We start from the raw sequence: 16,685 nt of genomic DNA on the forward strand, positions 1-16,685 counted from the left end.
CAGCGCAAAACGCGGCGACCGTTCCGGCACGGAGTACTCCCGCAGCGGGTCGTGAGGGAAACCCTGAGCGCCTCACGGACCTCGCTGGACCGCGTCCGCGTCGGTGCGCGATCCCCTGCCCTGCCGCGGAATCCGCCCGGCCAAGCCAGCGCTTCCCCTGCGGCGCAAGAAATTTCCGGCGCGCGTCAGTCGCCGTTGTTGCGGTGACGGTCCGCGGTCGCGCGGCCGTTGATCGGCTTCGGCTCGTCGTTCGGGCCGAGACGTTTCATCAGCGCGGCCGCGCTCGCGGTGCCCGCCTGGTGTTCGGCGAGGGCGCGGGCGAGCAGTTCGGCGAGACCGGCGTCCGGCGGCGGTTCGTCCTCCGCGATGGCTCGCGCGTAGCCCTCCGGGAACGGCTGCTCCGGCGGCGTCCACGCATCGACGTCGGACAATGGGTCCAGCGCAGGCGGCATCCGCAGTCGCGGCAGCCACGGTTCCTCGACGACCGGCTCTGGTTCCTCCGGCCGCGGCGCGGGGGCCAGTTCCGGCTTCTCCGTCGCCGCGGTTTCCGGTTCCGGCGCGACGGATTCGGGACGTCCGGGCTCGTCGGCCCGGCGCCGTCCGCCGCCTCCGCCGCTCGCGGTGATGCCCAGCCGGTCCAGCACGGACTTCGCGGCGACCGACCCGTGTTCGGCGTCGTGCCGGGTCTTGCGGCCGCGCACGTCGCGGCGGGCCGCTTCTTCCCGGGCCCACTCGGCGCTTTCCCACAACGGCGCGGCGGGCTCGTCCGCGGGAGCCGGGGCGAGCGGCAGCTCCGGCAGCAGGTCCGACAGATCCGGCATCCGCAGCGAGAACCGCGGCGCCTCCTCGGCCGGGGCCCGCGCTTCTTCCGCCGCGCGACGAGGGGCCTCGGTCCGCGCTTCGTCAGCCGCCCGCACCGGTGTCTCCTCGGACTTCGCTTTCTCGTCCCGACCGGCGGGCGCGTCCGCCGCCGACCGACGCGCGGCCGGCGGCTTCTCCGGCCAGCTGACCGGCGTGTTCTCGGCAGGCTGCGCCGTCTCCGCCCGGCGGCGACCCGGCGCGGCCTCGGCGGCCGAGCTCTGCACCGACACGTCCTTGGCGGCCCGTGCCCCAGCAGCGCTGTCCGCTCGACGCACCGCCGAGACCTGCGCCGACGCACTCTCAGCGACCTGCGCCGGACGTTCTGCCGCAGCCTCCGTCCGGCTGCCCGGCTCCGCAGCCGCCCGCTTCCGCGGCGCGGGCGCTTCGGCGCTCTTCCGCCCGAACGGCCGCGTCCATCCCGGCAGCACCGGCGACTTGCGGTCCTCGGCCCGCCGCCGTCCGCCCGTCCGCGGGGTCTCTTCGGCCGTCTCCCGGATCGCCGGCAGCACCGAGGTCTGCTCGGCCTCCGTCTCCGCCGCGGCCCGCCGGAACGACCACGCCGGCTTCTTGTCCGCCGCCGCGACCCAGGCCGCGGCCGAAACCGGCACCACCGGCACCTCGACCTGCGCCGGAACGACCGGCAGCGGAGCCGCGACCGGGTCGGGCCGCTCGGCGGGGAGGTCCCGGATCGCCGGCAGCACCGAGGTCTCCTCGGCGGCCACCCTCGGCTCGACCTCCATCGACACCGGACGGCCGTCGCGCGGGGCGGACGCGGCGAGGACGTCGTCGAGGTCCATCGACGCGACCGATTCGGCGCCCAGCTCGCCCGCGATCAGCCCGCAGGCCTGGCGCCGGGCCCGCGCGTGCACGTGTTCCGCGGCCCGCGCCCGGTGCAGGCAGCCAATGGCCTCTTCCGCGCTGCCGAACCGTTCCTCGATCTGCGCCAGCTCCAGCCACAACCGCGCGGTGACCGCCGCGAGCCCGTGCCGGTCGGTGGCCGCGACGGCCTCCCCCACCAGCTCGGCCGCGGCGTCGCCGGCTCCGGAAGGCAGGTGAATGCGCGTCGCCACCGCCAGCCGCAGCCAGGCCGCGGGCGCGACTCCGGCCGCACGGACCGGTTCCCGCAGCACGGGTTCGGCGATGTCGTAAGCCATGTCGGCGTCGCCGCGGTCAAGCAGCGTGCTGACCAGCTGCAGCACGAGCCGGATCCGGACGAGACCGCCGTCGTCGCCGGGCCGGTCCATCTTCTCCAGGAACCCGAGCCCGGTCCGCGCGGCGTCCGCGGCCGCGGTGAGGTCGCCGTGCCGGCGCCGGTGCGCCGCGGTTCCGTTGCGCAGCAGGGCACGCATCAGCAGCCGGTCGTCCGCGTCGAGCGAATCGTCGGCCACCAGCAGCCGGTCCGCCTCGACGAGCACCCGGTCCAGTTCCGCCTTCCGGCCGAACTGGGCGAGGCACCCGACCAGATGGCACAACGCTTCCGCGCGCAGCGACGGCGGCACGTCCTCGGACAGCACCGGCCGCAGCGCGGCCAGCCCCATCAGCGGAACGCCGAGGCTGCGCGCGCAGACTGCGAGGTCGACGCGCAGCCGCGCAGCCGTCGTCGCGTATCCGGCGTGTTCAGCCGCGCGCAAAGCCGCGACCGCGCGGCCGACCGTGGACGTCCGTGCCCCGGTCCGCACGCGAGCGGACACCACGAGCGCTTCCGCCCGGATCCAGTGCCCGTCCGCGCCCGCCGTCTCCGCGAGCGCGGCCGAGCGTTCGCCCAGAACCAAGGACAGCTCGGGCGCCCGCAACCGCAGCGATTCCGCCCGGTCGATGAGCCGGCCGAGGTCGGCGAGGGTCCCGCCACGGGCAACGGCGGGCCGCCCGTCCGCGGTCGCGGACGGGCTGGGCCGGTTGTGCCTGCTGGTTTCCACTCGGGACCCCCGCGCCGGTCAGTCGCGCTTCAACTTGCGGTGGGTGACCCGGTGCGGACGAGCCGCTTCGGCGCCGAGGCGCTCGACCTTGTTCTTCTCGTAGCCCTCGAAGTTGCCCTCGAACCAGAACCACTTCGCCGGGTCCTCGTCGGTGCCTTCCCAGGCGAGGATGTGCGTCGCGACCCGGTCGAGGAACCACCGGTCGTGGGAGATCACGACGGCGCAGCCGGGGAACTGCTCCAGCGCGTTCTCCAGCGAGCCCAGCGTTTCGACGTCCAGGTCGTTCGTCGGCTCGTCCAGCAGGATCAGGTTCCCGCCCTCTTTGAGCGTCAGCGCGAGGTTGAGCCGGTTGCGCTCGCCGCCGGACAGCACGCCGGCCGGCTTCTGCTGGTCCGGGCCCTTGAAGCCGAACGCGCTCACGTAAGCGCGCGAGGGCATTTCGGTCTGCCCGACGTGGATGTAGTCGAGCTTGTCGGACACGACCTCCCACACGGTCTTCTTCGGGTCGATCCCGCCGCGGCTCTGGTCCACATAGGACAGTTTGACCGTCTCGCCGATCTTGACCGAGCCGCCGTCCGGCTCCTCCAGCCCGACGATGGTCTTGAACAGCGTGGTCTTGCCGACGCCGTTCGGGCCGATCACGCCGACGATGCCGTTGCGCGGCAGGTCGAAGGAGAGCCCGTCGATCAGCACCCGGTCGTCGAAGCCCTTGCGCAGCTTCTCGACCTCGACCACGACGCTGCCCAGCCGCGGGCCCGGCGGGATCTGGATCTCCTCGAAGTCGAGCTTGCGGTGCTTGTCCGCCTCCGCGGCCATCTCCTCGTAGCGGTCGAGCCGCGAACGGGACTTGGTCTGGCGCGCCTTGGCGTTGGACCGCACCCAGTCCAGCTCGCTCTTGAGCCGCTTGGCCAGCTTGGCGTCCTTCTTGCCCTGGACTTCGAGCCGCTCGCGCTTCTTCTCCAGGTACGTGGAGTAGTTGCCCTCGTAGCCGACGACGCGGCCGCGGTCGAGCTCCATGATCCACTCGGCGACGTTGTCCAGGAAGTACCGGTCGTGGGTGACGGCGAGGACGGCGCCCTTGTAGCTGGAGAGGAACTGCTCCAGCCACAGCACGCTTTCGGCGTCCAGGTGGTTGGTGGGTTCGTCGAGCAGCAGCAGGTCGGGCGCGGACAGCAGCAGCTTGCACAGCGCGACGCGGCGGCGCTCACCGCCGGAGAGGTGGGTGACCGGCTCGTCCGGCGGCGGGCAGCGCAGGGCGTCCATCGCCTGCTCGACGGTCGAGTCGAGCTCCCAGGCGTCGGCGTGGTCCAGCTCCTCCTGGAGCTGGCCCATCTCCTCCATCAGCGCGTCGCTGTAGTCGGTCGCCATCAGCTCGGCGATCTCGTTGTAGCGGTCGAGCTTCTGCTTGGTCTCGCCGAGGCCCTCCTCGACGTTCTGCCGGACGGTCTTCTCCTCGTTCAGCTCCGGCTCCTGCATGAGGATGCCGACGCTCGCGCCCGGCTGCAGGAACGCCTCGCCGTTGCTGGCCTGCTCGATCCCCGCCATGATCTTGAGCACGGTCGACTTGCCGGCGCCGTTCGGGCCCACGACGCCGATCTTGGCTCCGGGGTAGAACGCGGTGCTCACGTCGTCGAGGATCACCTTGTCCCCGACGGTCTTGCGCACCTTCTTCACGGTGTAGATGAACTCGGCCATGCCATCGATCGTAGAGTGGCTCCTCCGGCGGCCTGACGGCGGTCACCACCGCGCTACCGAGGGTCAGGTCATCCTCACTCCGGCGATATCACCTCCGGGGAGTCATTCCGCCCGTTTGCCCTCGGCGAGGTTCTTCAGCATCGCGTTGTAGGCAGCGAGTTCCTCGCCGCCGGTGGTCTCCTCGCGCCGGTCGCGCCGCTTCGCCTCGCGCTCGTCCTGGCGCGCCCACTGCACCAGCAGCGCGATCAGCACGAGCAGCACCGGCACCTCGCCTGAGGCCCACGCGATGCCGCCGCCGAGCCGCTGATCGGTCAGCAGGTCGCCGACCCACGGCAGCTTCAGCGAGGTGTAGAACTCGCGGCCGATCACCGTCTGCATGTTCATCAGGATCACGCCGAAGAAGGCGTGGAACGGCATGGCGCCGAACATCATCCCGAGCTTGCCGACCGGCGGCAGCCGCCGCGGCGCCGGGTCGACGCCGATCACCGGCCAGTAGAAGACGTAGCCGACGAGCAGGAAGTGCGCGTTCATCGCCAGGTGCGCCCAGTGGTAGTTGAGCGCGTCGTCGAAGAGGCCGGAGAAGTACAGCCCGTAGAAGGACCCGACGAACAGCAGCAGCGCGACGATCGGGTTCGTCAGGAACCGCGAAACCGGCGAGTGCACGGCGGCCAGCAGCCATTCGCGCGGTCCGGGAGGGGCGTCTCGGCCGGCGGGAGGGAGCGCGCGCAGGGCGAGCGTGACCGGGCCGCCGAGCACCAGCAGGACCGGCGCGACCATCGACATCAGCATGTGGGTGCCCATGTGCACGCTGAACATCGCGGGCGCGTACCGGCCGATGCCCGACGAGGTGGCCAGCAGGATCACCACGCAACCGGCGAGCCACGCGACGGTCCGGCCGACCGGCCAGGCGTCGCCGCGCTTGCGCAGCCGCCGCACGCCGAGCAGGTAGAGGCCGGCGAGAACGATCGCGAGGGTGCCGTAGATCAGGTCGAACCGCCAGTCGGTGAGCAGCCGCCAGAACGTCGGCGGGCCCTGGAGGTCGTAGCCGATGAGGAGTTCGACGGTGCCCGGCTGGGTGACCGCGTCCGGCGGCGGCGGGGTGCGGGCGAGCCCGGACGCGATGCCGATGGTGACGAACATGATCAGCACCTCGACCGCGGCGAGCCGCAGCAGCTGGCTGCCGCCCTTGCCGTCGACGAGGTTCGCGACGCCGCGGCTGCGCTGCTGCTGGCCGAAGACACCGAGCAGCAGCAGCGCGACGACCTTGGCGACGACGAGCAGGCCGTAATCGGTGGTGAACAGGTCGCCGAGGTTGATCCGGACCAGCGCGTTGACGATGCCGGACACCGCCATCACGACCCAGCAGACCAGGGCGAGCTTGGAAAACCGCTGCGCGGCGAGGCTGAGGTTCTTGCCGCGGCGCCAGCCGAGCGCGAGCACGGCCAGCAGCCCGCCGACCCACAGCGCGGCCGCGACGAGGTGGAACAGCAGGCTGTTGGTGGCCAGGTCGTGCGAACCGCCGCTGGCCGAGTGCCCGGTGACCGCGACCGGGACGAGCCCGGCGACGGACAGGAAGAACAGCACCGCCGTCCAGCCCCAGCTGAGCACCAGGCGGCAGCCGAGGGCGAGCAGGATCGCGATCAGCGCCGTCCACAGCCACGCCTTGGGCTGCTCGATCGCGCCGACGAGGCTCAGCAGGGTGTCCGGGGAAAGGACGTCGCCGAACGGCTTGCCCGCGCTGTCCGCGGCGGTGAAGGCGACCGACAGGATCGAGGCGGCGAACCACACCCACGCGGCGATCCCCGCGGTGCGGACCGCGGCGTACCCCTCGGGCGCGAGCGTGCCGGATTTCTGTGGCGGCACAAGGAAAGCTGCCAGCAGCAAGCCGCCGACGCACACGACCGAGGCCGCTTCGGCGAGCACCCGGACCACCGTGACGCCGTAACGCGTGACGAGTCCCGGGTCCGGCAGCCCGGCGATGACGTAGCCCGCGCCGCCGGTGAGCGCGACGAGCCCGACCGCGACGACCGCGCCGAGCACGACTCCGACCGAAAGCAGCGGGAGCACGCTCGTCTTGCGTCCGCGGTTCGGGGCGGGTTTCGTCACAGGTTCCGAGCTCACGGTACGAGAGTAGGCCGGTCGCGCGCGCGACCGTGCGCGGGGCGGGGCGCTCGCCGGGTTTCGCGCCGGATCGCTCGCTTGCGGTGTTTGCGCTGGTCGAGCCGGGTTCCCGGACGGAATCCGGTGCGCGGCAAGGCTTTCCTCTATGCTCCGCCGATGACCAGCAGCCGTCGCCGCCGCCCGACGCTGGACGACGTCGCGGAGGCGGTCGGGGTGTCGCGCGCCACTGTGTCGAACGCCTACAACCGGCCTGACCAGCTGTCGGCGCAGTTGCGGGAGCAGATTCTGCGCGCGGCGGGTGAACTCGGTTACCCCGGCCCGAACCCGACCGCCCGCAGCCTCGCCACGAGCCGCACCGGCGCGATCGCTTTCCTGCTCGATTCGTCGCTGTCAGCGGCCTTCTCCGACCCCGCGCTGTCGATCACCCTGGACGCGCTCGCGAAAACCGTGGAACCCACTGGCAACGCGCTGTTGCTGCTGCCCGGCCGCGAAGCCCAGGAGGGCCCGCCCGCGTCGCGTGTCCTGGCCGCGCAAGCGGACATCGCCGTGGCGTACTCCCTCGCCGACGGCACTCCCGCGCTGGAAGCCGTGCGGGCACGAGGTTTGCCGCTGGTAGTCATCGACCAGCCACCCCTCCCGGACACGGCCCGAGTCGGCTGCGACGACCGCGGCGGCGCTTCGTTGGCCGCACGCCATTTAGTCGAGCTGGGACATCGCCGCTTCGGAATCCTGGCCGCCCCGCGCCTTTCCGCGGTTACCAGCCCTTTCCACGGCACCCGCGAACGCCTCGCCGGTTACCTCGGCACTCTCTCCGCCGCCGGAATCACCGACATCACCATCACCGAAGCCCCCTGGCTCTCCGCCTCGACCGCCCGCGCCGCCGCGACAGACCTGCTCACCGTTTCCGTGCGGCCGACGGCCTTGCTGTGCATGTCCGACCAGCTGGCCTTCGCCGCGATCACCGCCGCCCACCGGCTGGGCCTGCGCGTGCCCGCCGACGTCTCGATCGTCGGCTTCGACGACACCCCGCAGGCCGCGTGGTCTGAACCACCCCTCACCACCGTGCGGCAGGACCTGGCGGGCAAGGGCCGCGTCGCGGGGGAACTGGTGATGGATCTGCTGGCGGGGGAACCGGTCCCGCCGCCGGTCGAACTCCCGGTGTCGCTGGCCGTCCGCGAAAGCACCGCGGCGATTTAGCAAGACCGCTCGGCGATCTGTGGACAACTAGGTCTCGTCCGGGTGACGGGAAACTACTTGTCCACAGACGCGGGAATGCGGGCAGACAAATCGCACGAAACCCGCCAAGGTGGAGACATGCCCGGTTTCCCGGGATACCGCCGGCTTCTTCGCCCGGCATCGCTTCGATTGAGGGGGAGTTCCCACGATGTTCCGCCGCCTGCTGCCGTCCCTGCCCTTCCCCGGCCGCCGCTCCTGGCCCACCGCCGCCCCATCCCGCCTGCCCGGCATATTGCTGCTGGTCACCGCCGGTCTGCTGACCACTTCCGGCCTGGCCCAAGCCGCTCCCCCCGCCCCCGCCTGCGGTGCGGGCGAGTTCTGCCTGTGGGACACCGAAACCTATTCCGGCGGCGTGCGGAGTTATGACCTGCGCGCGGCGAATCCGGGTGATTGCATTCCCCTGCCCGAGGGATTCCAGGGCCATTCCTTCGTCAATCGGATGACCCGCGACGTCACCATCTACCAAGGAGCCGACTGTTCCACCGAGGGCGATTTCATCACCTATCCGGGCGGTGGCACGTACGTTCCGCAGTCCCCGTTCGCGGTGCGTGCCCTGAAAGTGTGGGAATAACCCCTCCTCCGAGACCGGGCCAGGCGAACGAGGCAGCTCCAGGCCGAGTCGACTCGCAGCCCCAGTTCGCCGGCCCGGGGGCCGCACCCCCGAGCGGCCCCTAGGCCCGTGGGCGCGCAGCCCGGAAGATCCGCGCCCACGGGCCGCTGCCCCTCGCCTCCCGCTCCCGGCCCCCGACCTGGGAACGGGAGGCGAGGCCCGGACTCCGTCTGCGTTCCACCGAAGCTCAGGCGGCTCGGCACCGTTCGGGGTGCGAGTCTGCCGTGCTCCGTGGCTGCCCGCTTCCCCGTCGCAGCAGACCAGCATCCACCTGGCGTCAGCTTCACGCACGGACCTGGTGGCAGGGTCCCGTGCGCGGCCCTCCGCCACACCGTTTGCCCGGACGACGTGGTCCAACCCCAGCGCCGGTCGGACGCCTCGGAGCCTGACCGCAACCGCCGAACCGCCGAACCGCCCCGCCCGGCCAGCCGCCGTACATCACAAGATCGCCACAGTCTGCCCAGCCGCACAGCCCGCCCCCCGAGCCCCGTCCCGCCGCCCCGTCCAGGAGATCCAGGTGCCCAAGCTGCACAAACCGCCGCCCGCCCGCCACAACAGGCCGCTCCCCCGCGCAGTGCGTACCGGAACCGTCGCACGCTGTGGCATTCCGCCTCCGGAGACCCGCAAATCCGACGAACGGAAGCTGAAACGATTCGACGGTGTCGAACGATCGAGAGATTGGCGATGACTAAGCTGCCCATGCTGGAGGTCAGCAGCTGTCAGCCACCCGGGCCCTCGTAGCTCAGCTGGATAGAGCAAGAGCCTTCTAATCTCTAGGTCGCAGGTTCGAGTCCTGCCGGGGGCACAAACGGCCTGGTCAGGGGAACCCCTGGCCAGGCCCGGCCGAGGGCCGGAAACCAGGCGGCCCACACCTTTGCCGTACGCAGCGCACCGGCGATCCCGCTCGCAGGCCTTGACCCGAGCCGACACTCCTCCTCATTGAGCCGTACCTCGCCGCACGGCTGCACCACCCGCCATCACGACGCCTCAACCAGGCCGAAACGCATTCGTGATCTCGCCCGCAACCAGCTCGCTACCCCAGGAATCCGCCATGCCCGACCGCCCCGACCCCAGCAGACGAACTCAAAACCGAGCCGCCAGAGCCCTCTTCGAGCAAGCCCGGCGCGCCGGTCTAGTCCAACGACACCTCCGCAAGCTCCACCACTTCGCCCGGCACCCGAACCCACCCACAGCAAGCACACCGCAACCAACCGCCGCCACGGCACCCACACACCTCAGCCAACCGCCCCGGACGCAGCGACAACTCGCCCTCGGCATAGACCTCGCCCACCGGCCCGCGACACCGCCACCCCGACAGTCCACAAAGACCACCGCATCGGACGAAGCCGCGTAGCCGCCTAGCAAAACGGCTTTCGACTCAGGTGGTGGCACCGGACCGACCTGTCTCGCGTTCCCCCGGGGTGCCACTACCCGTGCCGCGCGGTACATCCGGGGAAGGCCAGTGCCGACAACGGCCAGCGGGAACTCCGCCGGGAAGACTTCGACAACGAGGACACCACCAACGATGGCGGACTGATTGCGCAACCAAGCGGCAGCAAACCGACTTCCACCGTCCCTGGAAAGCCGGAGCAGCCGGCCTCGTCGGCAAGGGCCTCGGCGTCGAAATCGCGCTGGACCGATGACCGACCGCGCCCTTCGGACAATAGGTCAGCGGCGACGTCGCGGTCCAATGTAGACCGCTCGGGGCCGTAGCCGGGACGGCCGTTCGCAGGCTTCCGCCGCATGGGCGAGCCAGCCTGCGGTCCTGGCCACGACCACCAATCCCGTCGAAGATTCCTCGGGCCAGCGGTGGAGCCAAGCCATGGCACCGAGCGCGAAGTCGATATTGGGCGCAGGCAGGCCACGCCGGGTTGCCGACTCCAGTACCGACCGCACGAGGTCCTGCCGATCGCTGCCCGCGTGGACCCGCTCAAGAGCGGCCAGCAGATGCGGAGCCCGGGGGTCGCAGTCGGTGTACACCGGGTGCCCGAATCCCGGCAGCTCACCCGCGCGCCGGTCTGCTGAGGCCACAACGGACAGTCCTTCTTCCGCGACCCGTCGCAGCATCCGGTGAACGTCGCGGGCAGTTCCGCCGTGATCGACCGCTCGCATGGCCTGAATTCCGATGCCCACCACGGCGTAGGGATCCGCGCCGACGGTGGCGGCGATTCGCGACGCGAAGGTGGACGCCGCGAGTTCGTGGTCGGCCAGCAGGCACAGGGCCAGGTCGACCGGTGCGGAGGGAAGGCTGTCCTCGCGGGCGAGCCTGTCGGCGAGGACGGCCGCGACCGGTCCTGACGCCGGGCGCGGATCCGGGTGTGCCGAGATCGCCGAGGCCATGGCTGGGATGAGCCGCCTGCCGACGCCGGCGACCGCGTCCGGTCCGAGCTCATGGCGTGCCGGATCCATCATGCCCAGGACCGATGCCACCGCGCACATCCGGTCGAGCACCCCTGCGGCCGAGGGGAGCGCGGCGAGCACGCGGGTGGCCTCCCGCCGATTCGCGCTCGGCCAGAAAACCGGGCCGTCGGGCAACTCCGCGGTCCAGAGCAATTCCGCGACGTCCTCGAAACTCCGGTCCAGCAAGTCCTCGATCGGATAGCCGCGAAACGCCAGCGCGCCCGCCGGTTTGAGATCGGTGACAGCGGTCTCGACGCGGATCTCCACCTGACCGGCTCGTTCTCGTTTCGCCGTACGGTGGGCGAGAGCCTCGACCTGTGCTCGTTCGTACTCGGAACGGCGGCCGCCACCGCCGCGTACGGGCCGCGCGGTCAGGACGCCCCGGCTCGCGTAGGCGTAGAGAGTGCGCACGGTGACGCCCAGCCGATCCGCGGCTTCGGCCGCAGTCATCCACTCGCAGGCCATGTCCCGGACCATAGTGCAGTCAATCAACGTTGACAACGTTGATTGTCGCTGGTCAGAGTCAGTGCATGGCCATCTCGAACAGGGGCGGACTCGGTCCGCGTTTTCGTGGCTTGTGGTGCTCGACCGCGCTCTCCGACACCGGCAACGGCATTTTCCTTGTCGGCGCGACACTTTTCGCCATCCGCACCTGGGAAAGCCCCGCCCTCGCCGGGCTCCTGTTCACCCTGGCGACCATTCCCTGGCTTGTCGCGGCCATCCCCGCGGGAATCGTCGTGGACCGCATGGAAGCGCACCGCGTGATCCAGGTCGCCAACCTCGCGCGCGCGGCAACGATGCTCGCGGTCGGCGTCGTCAGCGCCACCGGGCACATCTCCGCCGTTGTTCTCGCCGTAGCTGTTTTCGCTTCGGGCGTGCTCCAAACCTTTGTCGACGGTGCGGCAGAAGCACTTGTCCCCGAACTCGTCGCCCGCGAACGACTCTCGGACGCGAACGGCGCGCTGTCCGTGTCGACTCGGGTCTTCTGCCAGTTCCTCGGGCCCCCGATCGCCGGTCTGGCCTACGCGCTCTGGCCGTCGGCAGCGGCTCCGCTCTCCAGCACTCTCTGCGGGCTCTCGACGTTGTGCATCGCCGCCGTACGGCAGCCATGGCCGCACCGGCGCGGAGCCAGAGGCAAGATCGACATCCGGAGCGGCCTGCGTGTAGTGGGCCGGAACCGGACCCTCAAAGCCGCTATCGCCATCAGCGGCCTCACGAGCATCGCCAACGGCAGCTATCTGACCGCCTTTGCCGTCTACGCCAACTCCGGCACCGGCCTCGGCCTCACCCCGGCGGCCTACGGAGTGCTCACCGGCCTCGTCGGCGCCGGAGCAGGCGTCGGGGCCTGCCTCACGAGCCGGGCCGAACGGCTCTTCGGAGAGGTCGCCACGATGCGGCTCACCCGCCTCGGCTGGGCTTTGCTGTTTCTCAGCCCATTATTGCGCTCTCCCTGGCTCATCGCGCCTGTCATGGTCGTGGGGAGCGCGTTCGGGGCGATGTGGGCTGTGCAGGCCATGAATCTGCGGCAACGCGCCACCAGCCCTGGCCAGCGAGCGCAAGTCCTTGGCGTTTTCCGAGCCCTGGCTTATGGAGCCACACCGCTCGGGAGTCTCACCGCCACTACCTTCCAGAACACCGTCAGCAGTCAGTTACTGCTCTGCGCTGCCGCAGCGCTCACTGCTGCCACCGTCGCCCTTGTCCCCAGCAGCGAAAGCCTCCGGAGCGAAACTCACCGCACGGACCTCACTTGACGAAGCAGTTCACGCTCGCACGAAGCGAATCCGTTCCTGCAAAACTTCTTCAAGCATCACCAGCCCGGGACACCTCCGCATTCAAACACATGGTTATCGCCGGCTCGATCGTCACAACCGGTGCTGAAACCAGCTCCGCCAGCCGGTCGAGGACCGCCAGGAACGCATCNCGCATCTTCCGGCACCACCGGAACACCGAGCTCACGTACCTTGCCCGGCAACGAGTTCGGGTCCGCCGCCGCGACCACGCGAGCCTGCCTGCAGACGCGCCCGGTCACTCTGACGCCCGCGGACGCGGCCTGCTCGACGATCTCCTCGCGTCCCCGCGCCATGCTCCCGGTCAGCACCACCTTGTCCCCTGGTCGCAGCGCGAGCCCGCCGAGTCTGCTGCCGGAAGACGCCGCAGCGCGTTCCTCGTCGAGGATTTGATCCACCACCGCGTGATCGAGCGCGAGAAGCGTCGCGACAGTGAGCAAATCGTGTCGCTCCTCGTCGGTGACGACCTCGTCGGCCCCTGCCTCGCGGGCAAGATCGCGCTCATAGCTCACATGCAGTGCGACCAATTCGTTCCGCCCCAGATCGAGATCCAGCGCGAGGTCGACAAGCATTTCCCCCTTTGTCGACGACATGTCCCGGTCGGGCAGCAGGGCGTCGAGCATCGCCAAGTACGCGTCGGCGACAGGTTCCTCGTCGCGCGGCATCCGCTCTGCCAGGCGGGCGAGAAAGTGCGGTTCCGCGTGTCCTGGTTCTCTGCGCCGCACCGCCGTTGCAGTGCCGGCTGGAATCCGCGGCCAGTCCCCGAATGCGGCGCGCACCTGCGCTTCGGCGAGCGTCACCGCACTGGTTGAGCGTCGGCGGCCGCCACCACGATCGCGGGCGAGCGCGGCCCACCCGACCGATTTCCGGTCGGCGCACGCGCGCTGGATCCAACCCAAGATCAGCTGCCCGGCCGCGCAGGACGTCTGGGGCGTCTCTTGGGCGGGCATGGACGGCTGGTGGAACGACGTCGTCGAGCAAGGCGGTTCGTCGGCGCGCCGCGTGAACGGGATCGCGCAGTACGTGCTCTGGTGGGAGATGTTCCCGCACAACGACATCCACATTGCGAGCCCGGCCGAACCGGGCGACCCGATCGACGCCGCCGTCACCTGCGAGCCCGCGACCAGGAAGTTCCGCATCGTCGTCAAGGACCTCATAACCGGCAGACGCTGGTGCCGGTCCAGCCCTGCTACCCGGAAACGGGCGGATGCCCTCGCGTCAACGCCGAGCTGATCGCCGAGACACCGCTCGGCGGGACCTCGGACATGTCAGCCAAGTCAGCCCGTCGAGCGGTGTCCTCAAGCAGGCGGACCGCGGGGCGCGTCCTTCAACACGGTGTGGGTCTACGAGTAACGCCTGCTCGGTTCGCGATCGTCAGACCAGCAAGACCCGCCGTCCACGAGTATGTCCCGCCTGGCTGTCCGCGTGTGCCGCCGGAGCCTCGGCCAGCGGGTAGGACTTGGCGACTGGGATGCGGAGCTTTCCGCGCTCGACCAGGTCGACTGTCTCGGCCAGGGCTTCCTTCATGTTCCCGCCCGTCCCGGCGAACCGGATGCCCAGCATCGGGGCCTCCAGGTCGGCGATCGTGATCACCTTGTCCGGGTCCCCGGTCAGGTCGAGCAGGCCGCGGATCACCCCGGTGCCGTTGAGGTCGAGGGCGGCGTCGACCTGGCCGAGCCGGCGCACCCGGTCGACCCAGCCCTCGCCGTAGGTGGTCGCGATCGCGTCCAGGCTTCGCACGTAGTCCTGATTCGCGGCGCTGGCCGTGCCGATCACCTTGATTCCCCGGTCACGGGCGACCTGCAACACCGCCGATCCGACTCCGCCCGCGGCGCCGCTCACCAGCAGGGTCTGTCCAGTTTGGACGCCCACCAGCCGGAGGACGCGGAGCGCGGTCTCGACCACCGACGGGTACCCGGCCGCTTCGGCGAAGGTCAGCCCGGACGGCAACGGCGCCCAGGAATTCAGCACGGCGAACTCGGCGTAGGTATTCGAACCTCGACCCAGCACCGGGTCCCCCACCGCGACGCCGGTGACGCCTTCGCCGACCTCGTCGACCATGCCGGAGGCGTCCTGGCCGACGCCGGAGGGCAGTTCGATCGGGCGGATCCGCTGGAACTGGCCCTCGCGAGTGCGCCAATCGTGCGGGTTCACGCCTGCCGCGCGCACGGCGACGCGGATCTGGCCGGGTCCGGCGTGGGGTTCGGGGACTTCTGCCAGCTCAAGGACTTCGGGGCCGCCATAGGCGGCGAAGCGCACTGCTTTCATGCCGCCAACTTAACAACAACGGTTAGTGTTTTGCAACGGTTAGTGCTATGGTCGGCCGCACCGAGCCAGCTCCTCTCCGAACGGGAGTAACCGTGCATCCACCTCGCATCGACGCCGGCGTCGAAATGAAGACCCGCGACGGCGTCACCCTCGCCGGCGACCTGTACCGACCGGCAACGGACGGCCGCTGGCCCGTGCTGCTGCACCGGACCCCTTACGACCGCACCGGCGTTTTCCGCGTTTCGGGGCTCGTGGCCGATCCGGTCTGGCTGGCCCGCCAAGGCTTCGCGGTGCTGGTGCAGGACAGCCGCGGGCGGTTCGGGTCCGGCGGCGAGTTCGACTTCATCGCGCAGGAGTACAACGATTCCTCCGACGCGATCGACTGGGCCGCGGCGCAGCCCTGGAGCGACGGAAACGTCGGGATTTACGGCTCGTCCTACCTGGGCATGACCGTGCTGCAGGCGGTCGCCGCGCGGAATCCGCGGCTCAAGGCGGCCGTCGCGATGATCGGGACCGCTGACCTGCGCCACACCGCGCGTCCGGGCGGGCTGTTCGAGCTGGGCTTTCTGACGCTGTACGCACTCGGGATGGTGCAGGAAGGTCTGGACCACACGTCGTTGAGCGCGGCCGAACGGAAGCGGGTGCGCGAACTGCTGGACGAGGCCTTCGCCGATCGCCGTGCCGCGGTGAGCCAGTTGCCGCTGACCAGCCTTGCCCCGCTCGACGACCGCCGTGTCGCGCCGTTCGGGACGGATTGGCTGCGGTCGCCGCACGACCCGTTCTGGGATCGGCCGACGCTGCTCACCGAGCCTGAGCGGGTCGACATTCCGTTTCTGCAGATCAGCGGGTACCGGGATTTCACGAGTCCTACCCAGTTCCGGCTCGCGACCCGGTTGGCCGACAACGAAAAAGCGGGGCTGATCGCAGGGCCGTGGACCCACGCGGGCACCTACAGCGCGTTCAGCGACGTCGGTGCGCGCGTGTTGCCGAACGCAGCGGCGGGGGTGCCGACCTGGAGCCCGGTGCTCGCCGCGTTCTTCGACAGGCATCTGCGCGGCGGAGACGGCTCGGATTACCCGGCGGCTGAACCGTATCTGTCCGGGCGGGTCCGCTATTTCGTTGGCGGATCGAATACCTGGGCAACCGCACCGGCGTGGCCGCCCGCATCGACAGTCGAAGAATGGGCGCTTTCCGCAGCCGGCCTGCTGACACAGGAGGGAGGGCACGGTTCGGAAACATTCACTGCCGATCCACATGATCCATTTCCCACCCACGGCGGGGTAGTCGCGTTCGAAGGCGATCCAGCCTCGGCACCGGGCGGCATCCAGGACCAGCGCGCGGTCGATAAGCGCGAAGACGCACTCCGCTACACCAGTGCCCCGCTGACCGAGGAAGTGACGATCGCCGGGCAGGCTGAACTGATCGCGTACGTCACCAGCACCGCGCCGGATGCCGACATCTGCGTCACCTTGGTGGACGTCGAGCCCGGCGGTTTCGCGCTCAATGTCGCCGAGGGCGCGCAACGGGCACGATATCGCAACGGCGGAGACACTGACTGGCTCGATGCCGAAGAACCCAGCCGCGTAACGGTTGCCCTGCACGACGTCGCGCACCGATTCGCCCGGGGACACCGAATCAGGGTCCAGCTCGCCGGGTTCAGTTTTCCGCGCTACAGCCGCAATCTGCACACTCGCACGGTGCCGGAATTCGGCACTCTCGACGAGGCGGTCGTCGCGCAGCACACCGTGCACCACACCTCAGCGCTGCGCCTTCCGGTGCTCGGCGCGTAAG

The 16,685-nt window shown here is 70.3% G+C and carries 10 protein-coding genes and 1 tRNA gene; 6 read left to right on the top strand and 5 right to left on the bottom strand.

Going from position 1 to position 16,685, the window contains the following annotated elements; all coding sequences use genetic code 11:
• Positions 1-185: 185 nt before the first annotated feature.
• From A4R44_RS42140 to A4R44_RS42150, 3 genes are all read right to left on the bottom strand, one after another.
• Positions 186-2,777, bottom strand: coding sequence for a hypothetical protein (locus A4R44_RS42140; RefSeq protein WP_067594410.1), 2,592 nt, complete (start codon positions 2,775-2,777; stop codon positions 186-188).
• An 18-nt stretch (positions 2,778-2,795) separates the two neighbouring features.
• On the bottom strand, positions 2,796-4,472 hold the full coding sequence (gene ettA, locus A4R44_RS42145) for an energy-dependent translational throttle protein EttA (protein WP_067594414.1): 1,677 nt from the start codon (positions 4,470-4,472) through the stop codon (positions 2,796-2,798).
• Positions 4,473-4,574: 102 nt separating this feature from the next.
• A complete protein-coding gene (locus tag A4R44_RS42150) occupies positions 4,575-6,593 on the bottom strand; it encodes a cytochrome c oxidase assembly protein (protein WP_067594417.1) in 2,019 nt (672 codons plus the stop codon).
• 156 nt (positions 6,594-6,749) lie between these two features.
• Between A4R44_RS42150 and A4R44_RS42155 the strand changes: the two genes are divergently transcribed.
• The 3 genes from A4R44_RS42155 to A4R44_RS42165 all read left to right on the top strand — a co-directional run bounded on the left by A4R44_RS42155 (position 6,750) and on the right by A4R44_RS42165 (position 9,244).
• Positions 6,750-7,790 (top strand): LacI family DNA-binding transcriptional regulator, encoded by a 1,041-nt coding sequence (locus tag A4R44_RS42155; protein WP_067594528.1) that lies wholly within the window; start codon positions 6,750-6,752, stop codon positions 7,788-7,790.
• Positions 7,791-7,977: 187 nt separating this feature from the next.
• Positions 7,978-8,400, top strand: a complete 423-nt coding sequence (locus A4R44_RS42160) for a peptidase inhibitor family I36 protein (protein ID WP_095213963.1) — start codon at positions 7,978-7,980, stop codon at positions 8,398-8,400.
• A gap of 770 nt (positions 8,401-9,170) precedes the next feature.
• Positions 9,171-9,244: transfer RNA gene (locus A4R44_RS42165), tRNA-Arg, on the top strand.
• 863 nt (positions 9,245-10,107) lie between these two features.
• Here A4R44_RS42165 and A4R44_RS42170 read toward each other — a convergent pair.
• Positions 10,108-11,304 carry a citrate/2-methylcitrate synthase gene (locus A4R44_RS42170; protein WP_161269289.1) on the bottom strand — a complete coding sequence of 399 codons (1,197 nt, stop codon included), beginning with the start codon at positions 11,302-11,304 and terminating at the stop codon, positions 10,108-10,110.
• A 65-nt stretch (positions 11,305-11,369) separates the two neighbouring features.
• On the opposite strand from A4R44_RS42170, the gene A4R44_RS42175 reads away from it, so the two are divergent.
• A complete protein-coding gene (locus A4R44_RS42175) occupies positions 11,370-12,590 on the top strand; it encodes an MFS transporter (RefSeq protein WP_095213964.1) in 1,221 nt (406 codons plus the stop codon).
• A gap of 771 nt (positions 12,591-13,361) precedes the next feature.
• Positions 13,362-13,859, top strand: a complete 498-nt coding sequence (locus A4R44_RS47065) for a G1 family glutamic endopeptidase (RefSeq protein WP_157905144.1) — start codon at positions 13,362-13,364, stop codon at positions 13,857-13,859.
• Between the two features lie 141 nt (positions 13,860-14,000).
• Here the strand turns inward: A4R44_RS47065 and A4R44_RS42190 are convergent, their stop codons facing one another.
• The gene (locus A4R44_RS42190) at positions 14,001-14,894 is read right to left on the bottom strand and encodes an NADP-dependent oxidoreductase (protein WP_067594431.1); all 894 of its coding nucleotides are present in this window, start codon (positions 14,892-14,894) and stop codon (positions 14,001-14,003) included.
• A 92-nt stretch (positions 14,895-14,986) separates the two neighbouring features.
• Between A4R44_RS42190 and A4R44_RS42195 the strand changes: the two genes are divergently transcribed.
• A complete protein-coding gene (locus tag A4R44_RS42195) occupies positions 14,987-16,684 on the top strand; it encodes a CocE/NonD family hydrolase (RefSeq protein WP_067594434.1) in 1,698 nt (565 codons plus the stop codon).
• The last annotated feature ends 1 nt before the right edge of the window (position 16,685 follow it).

This window comes from Amycolatopsis sp. M39, from assembly GCF_001651785.1.
GTDB lineage: Bacteria > Actinomycetota > Actinomycetes > Mycobacteriales > Pseudonocardiaceae > Amycolatopsis > Amycolatopsis rubida.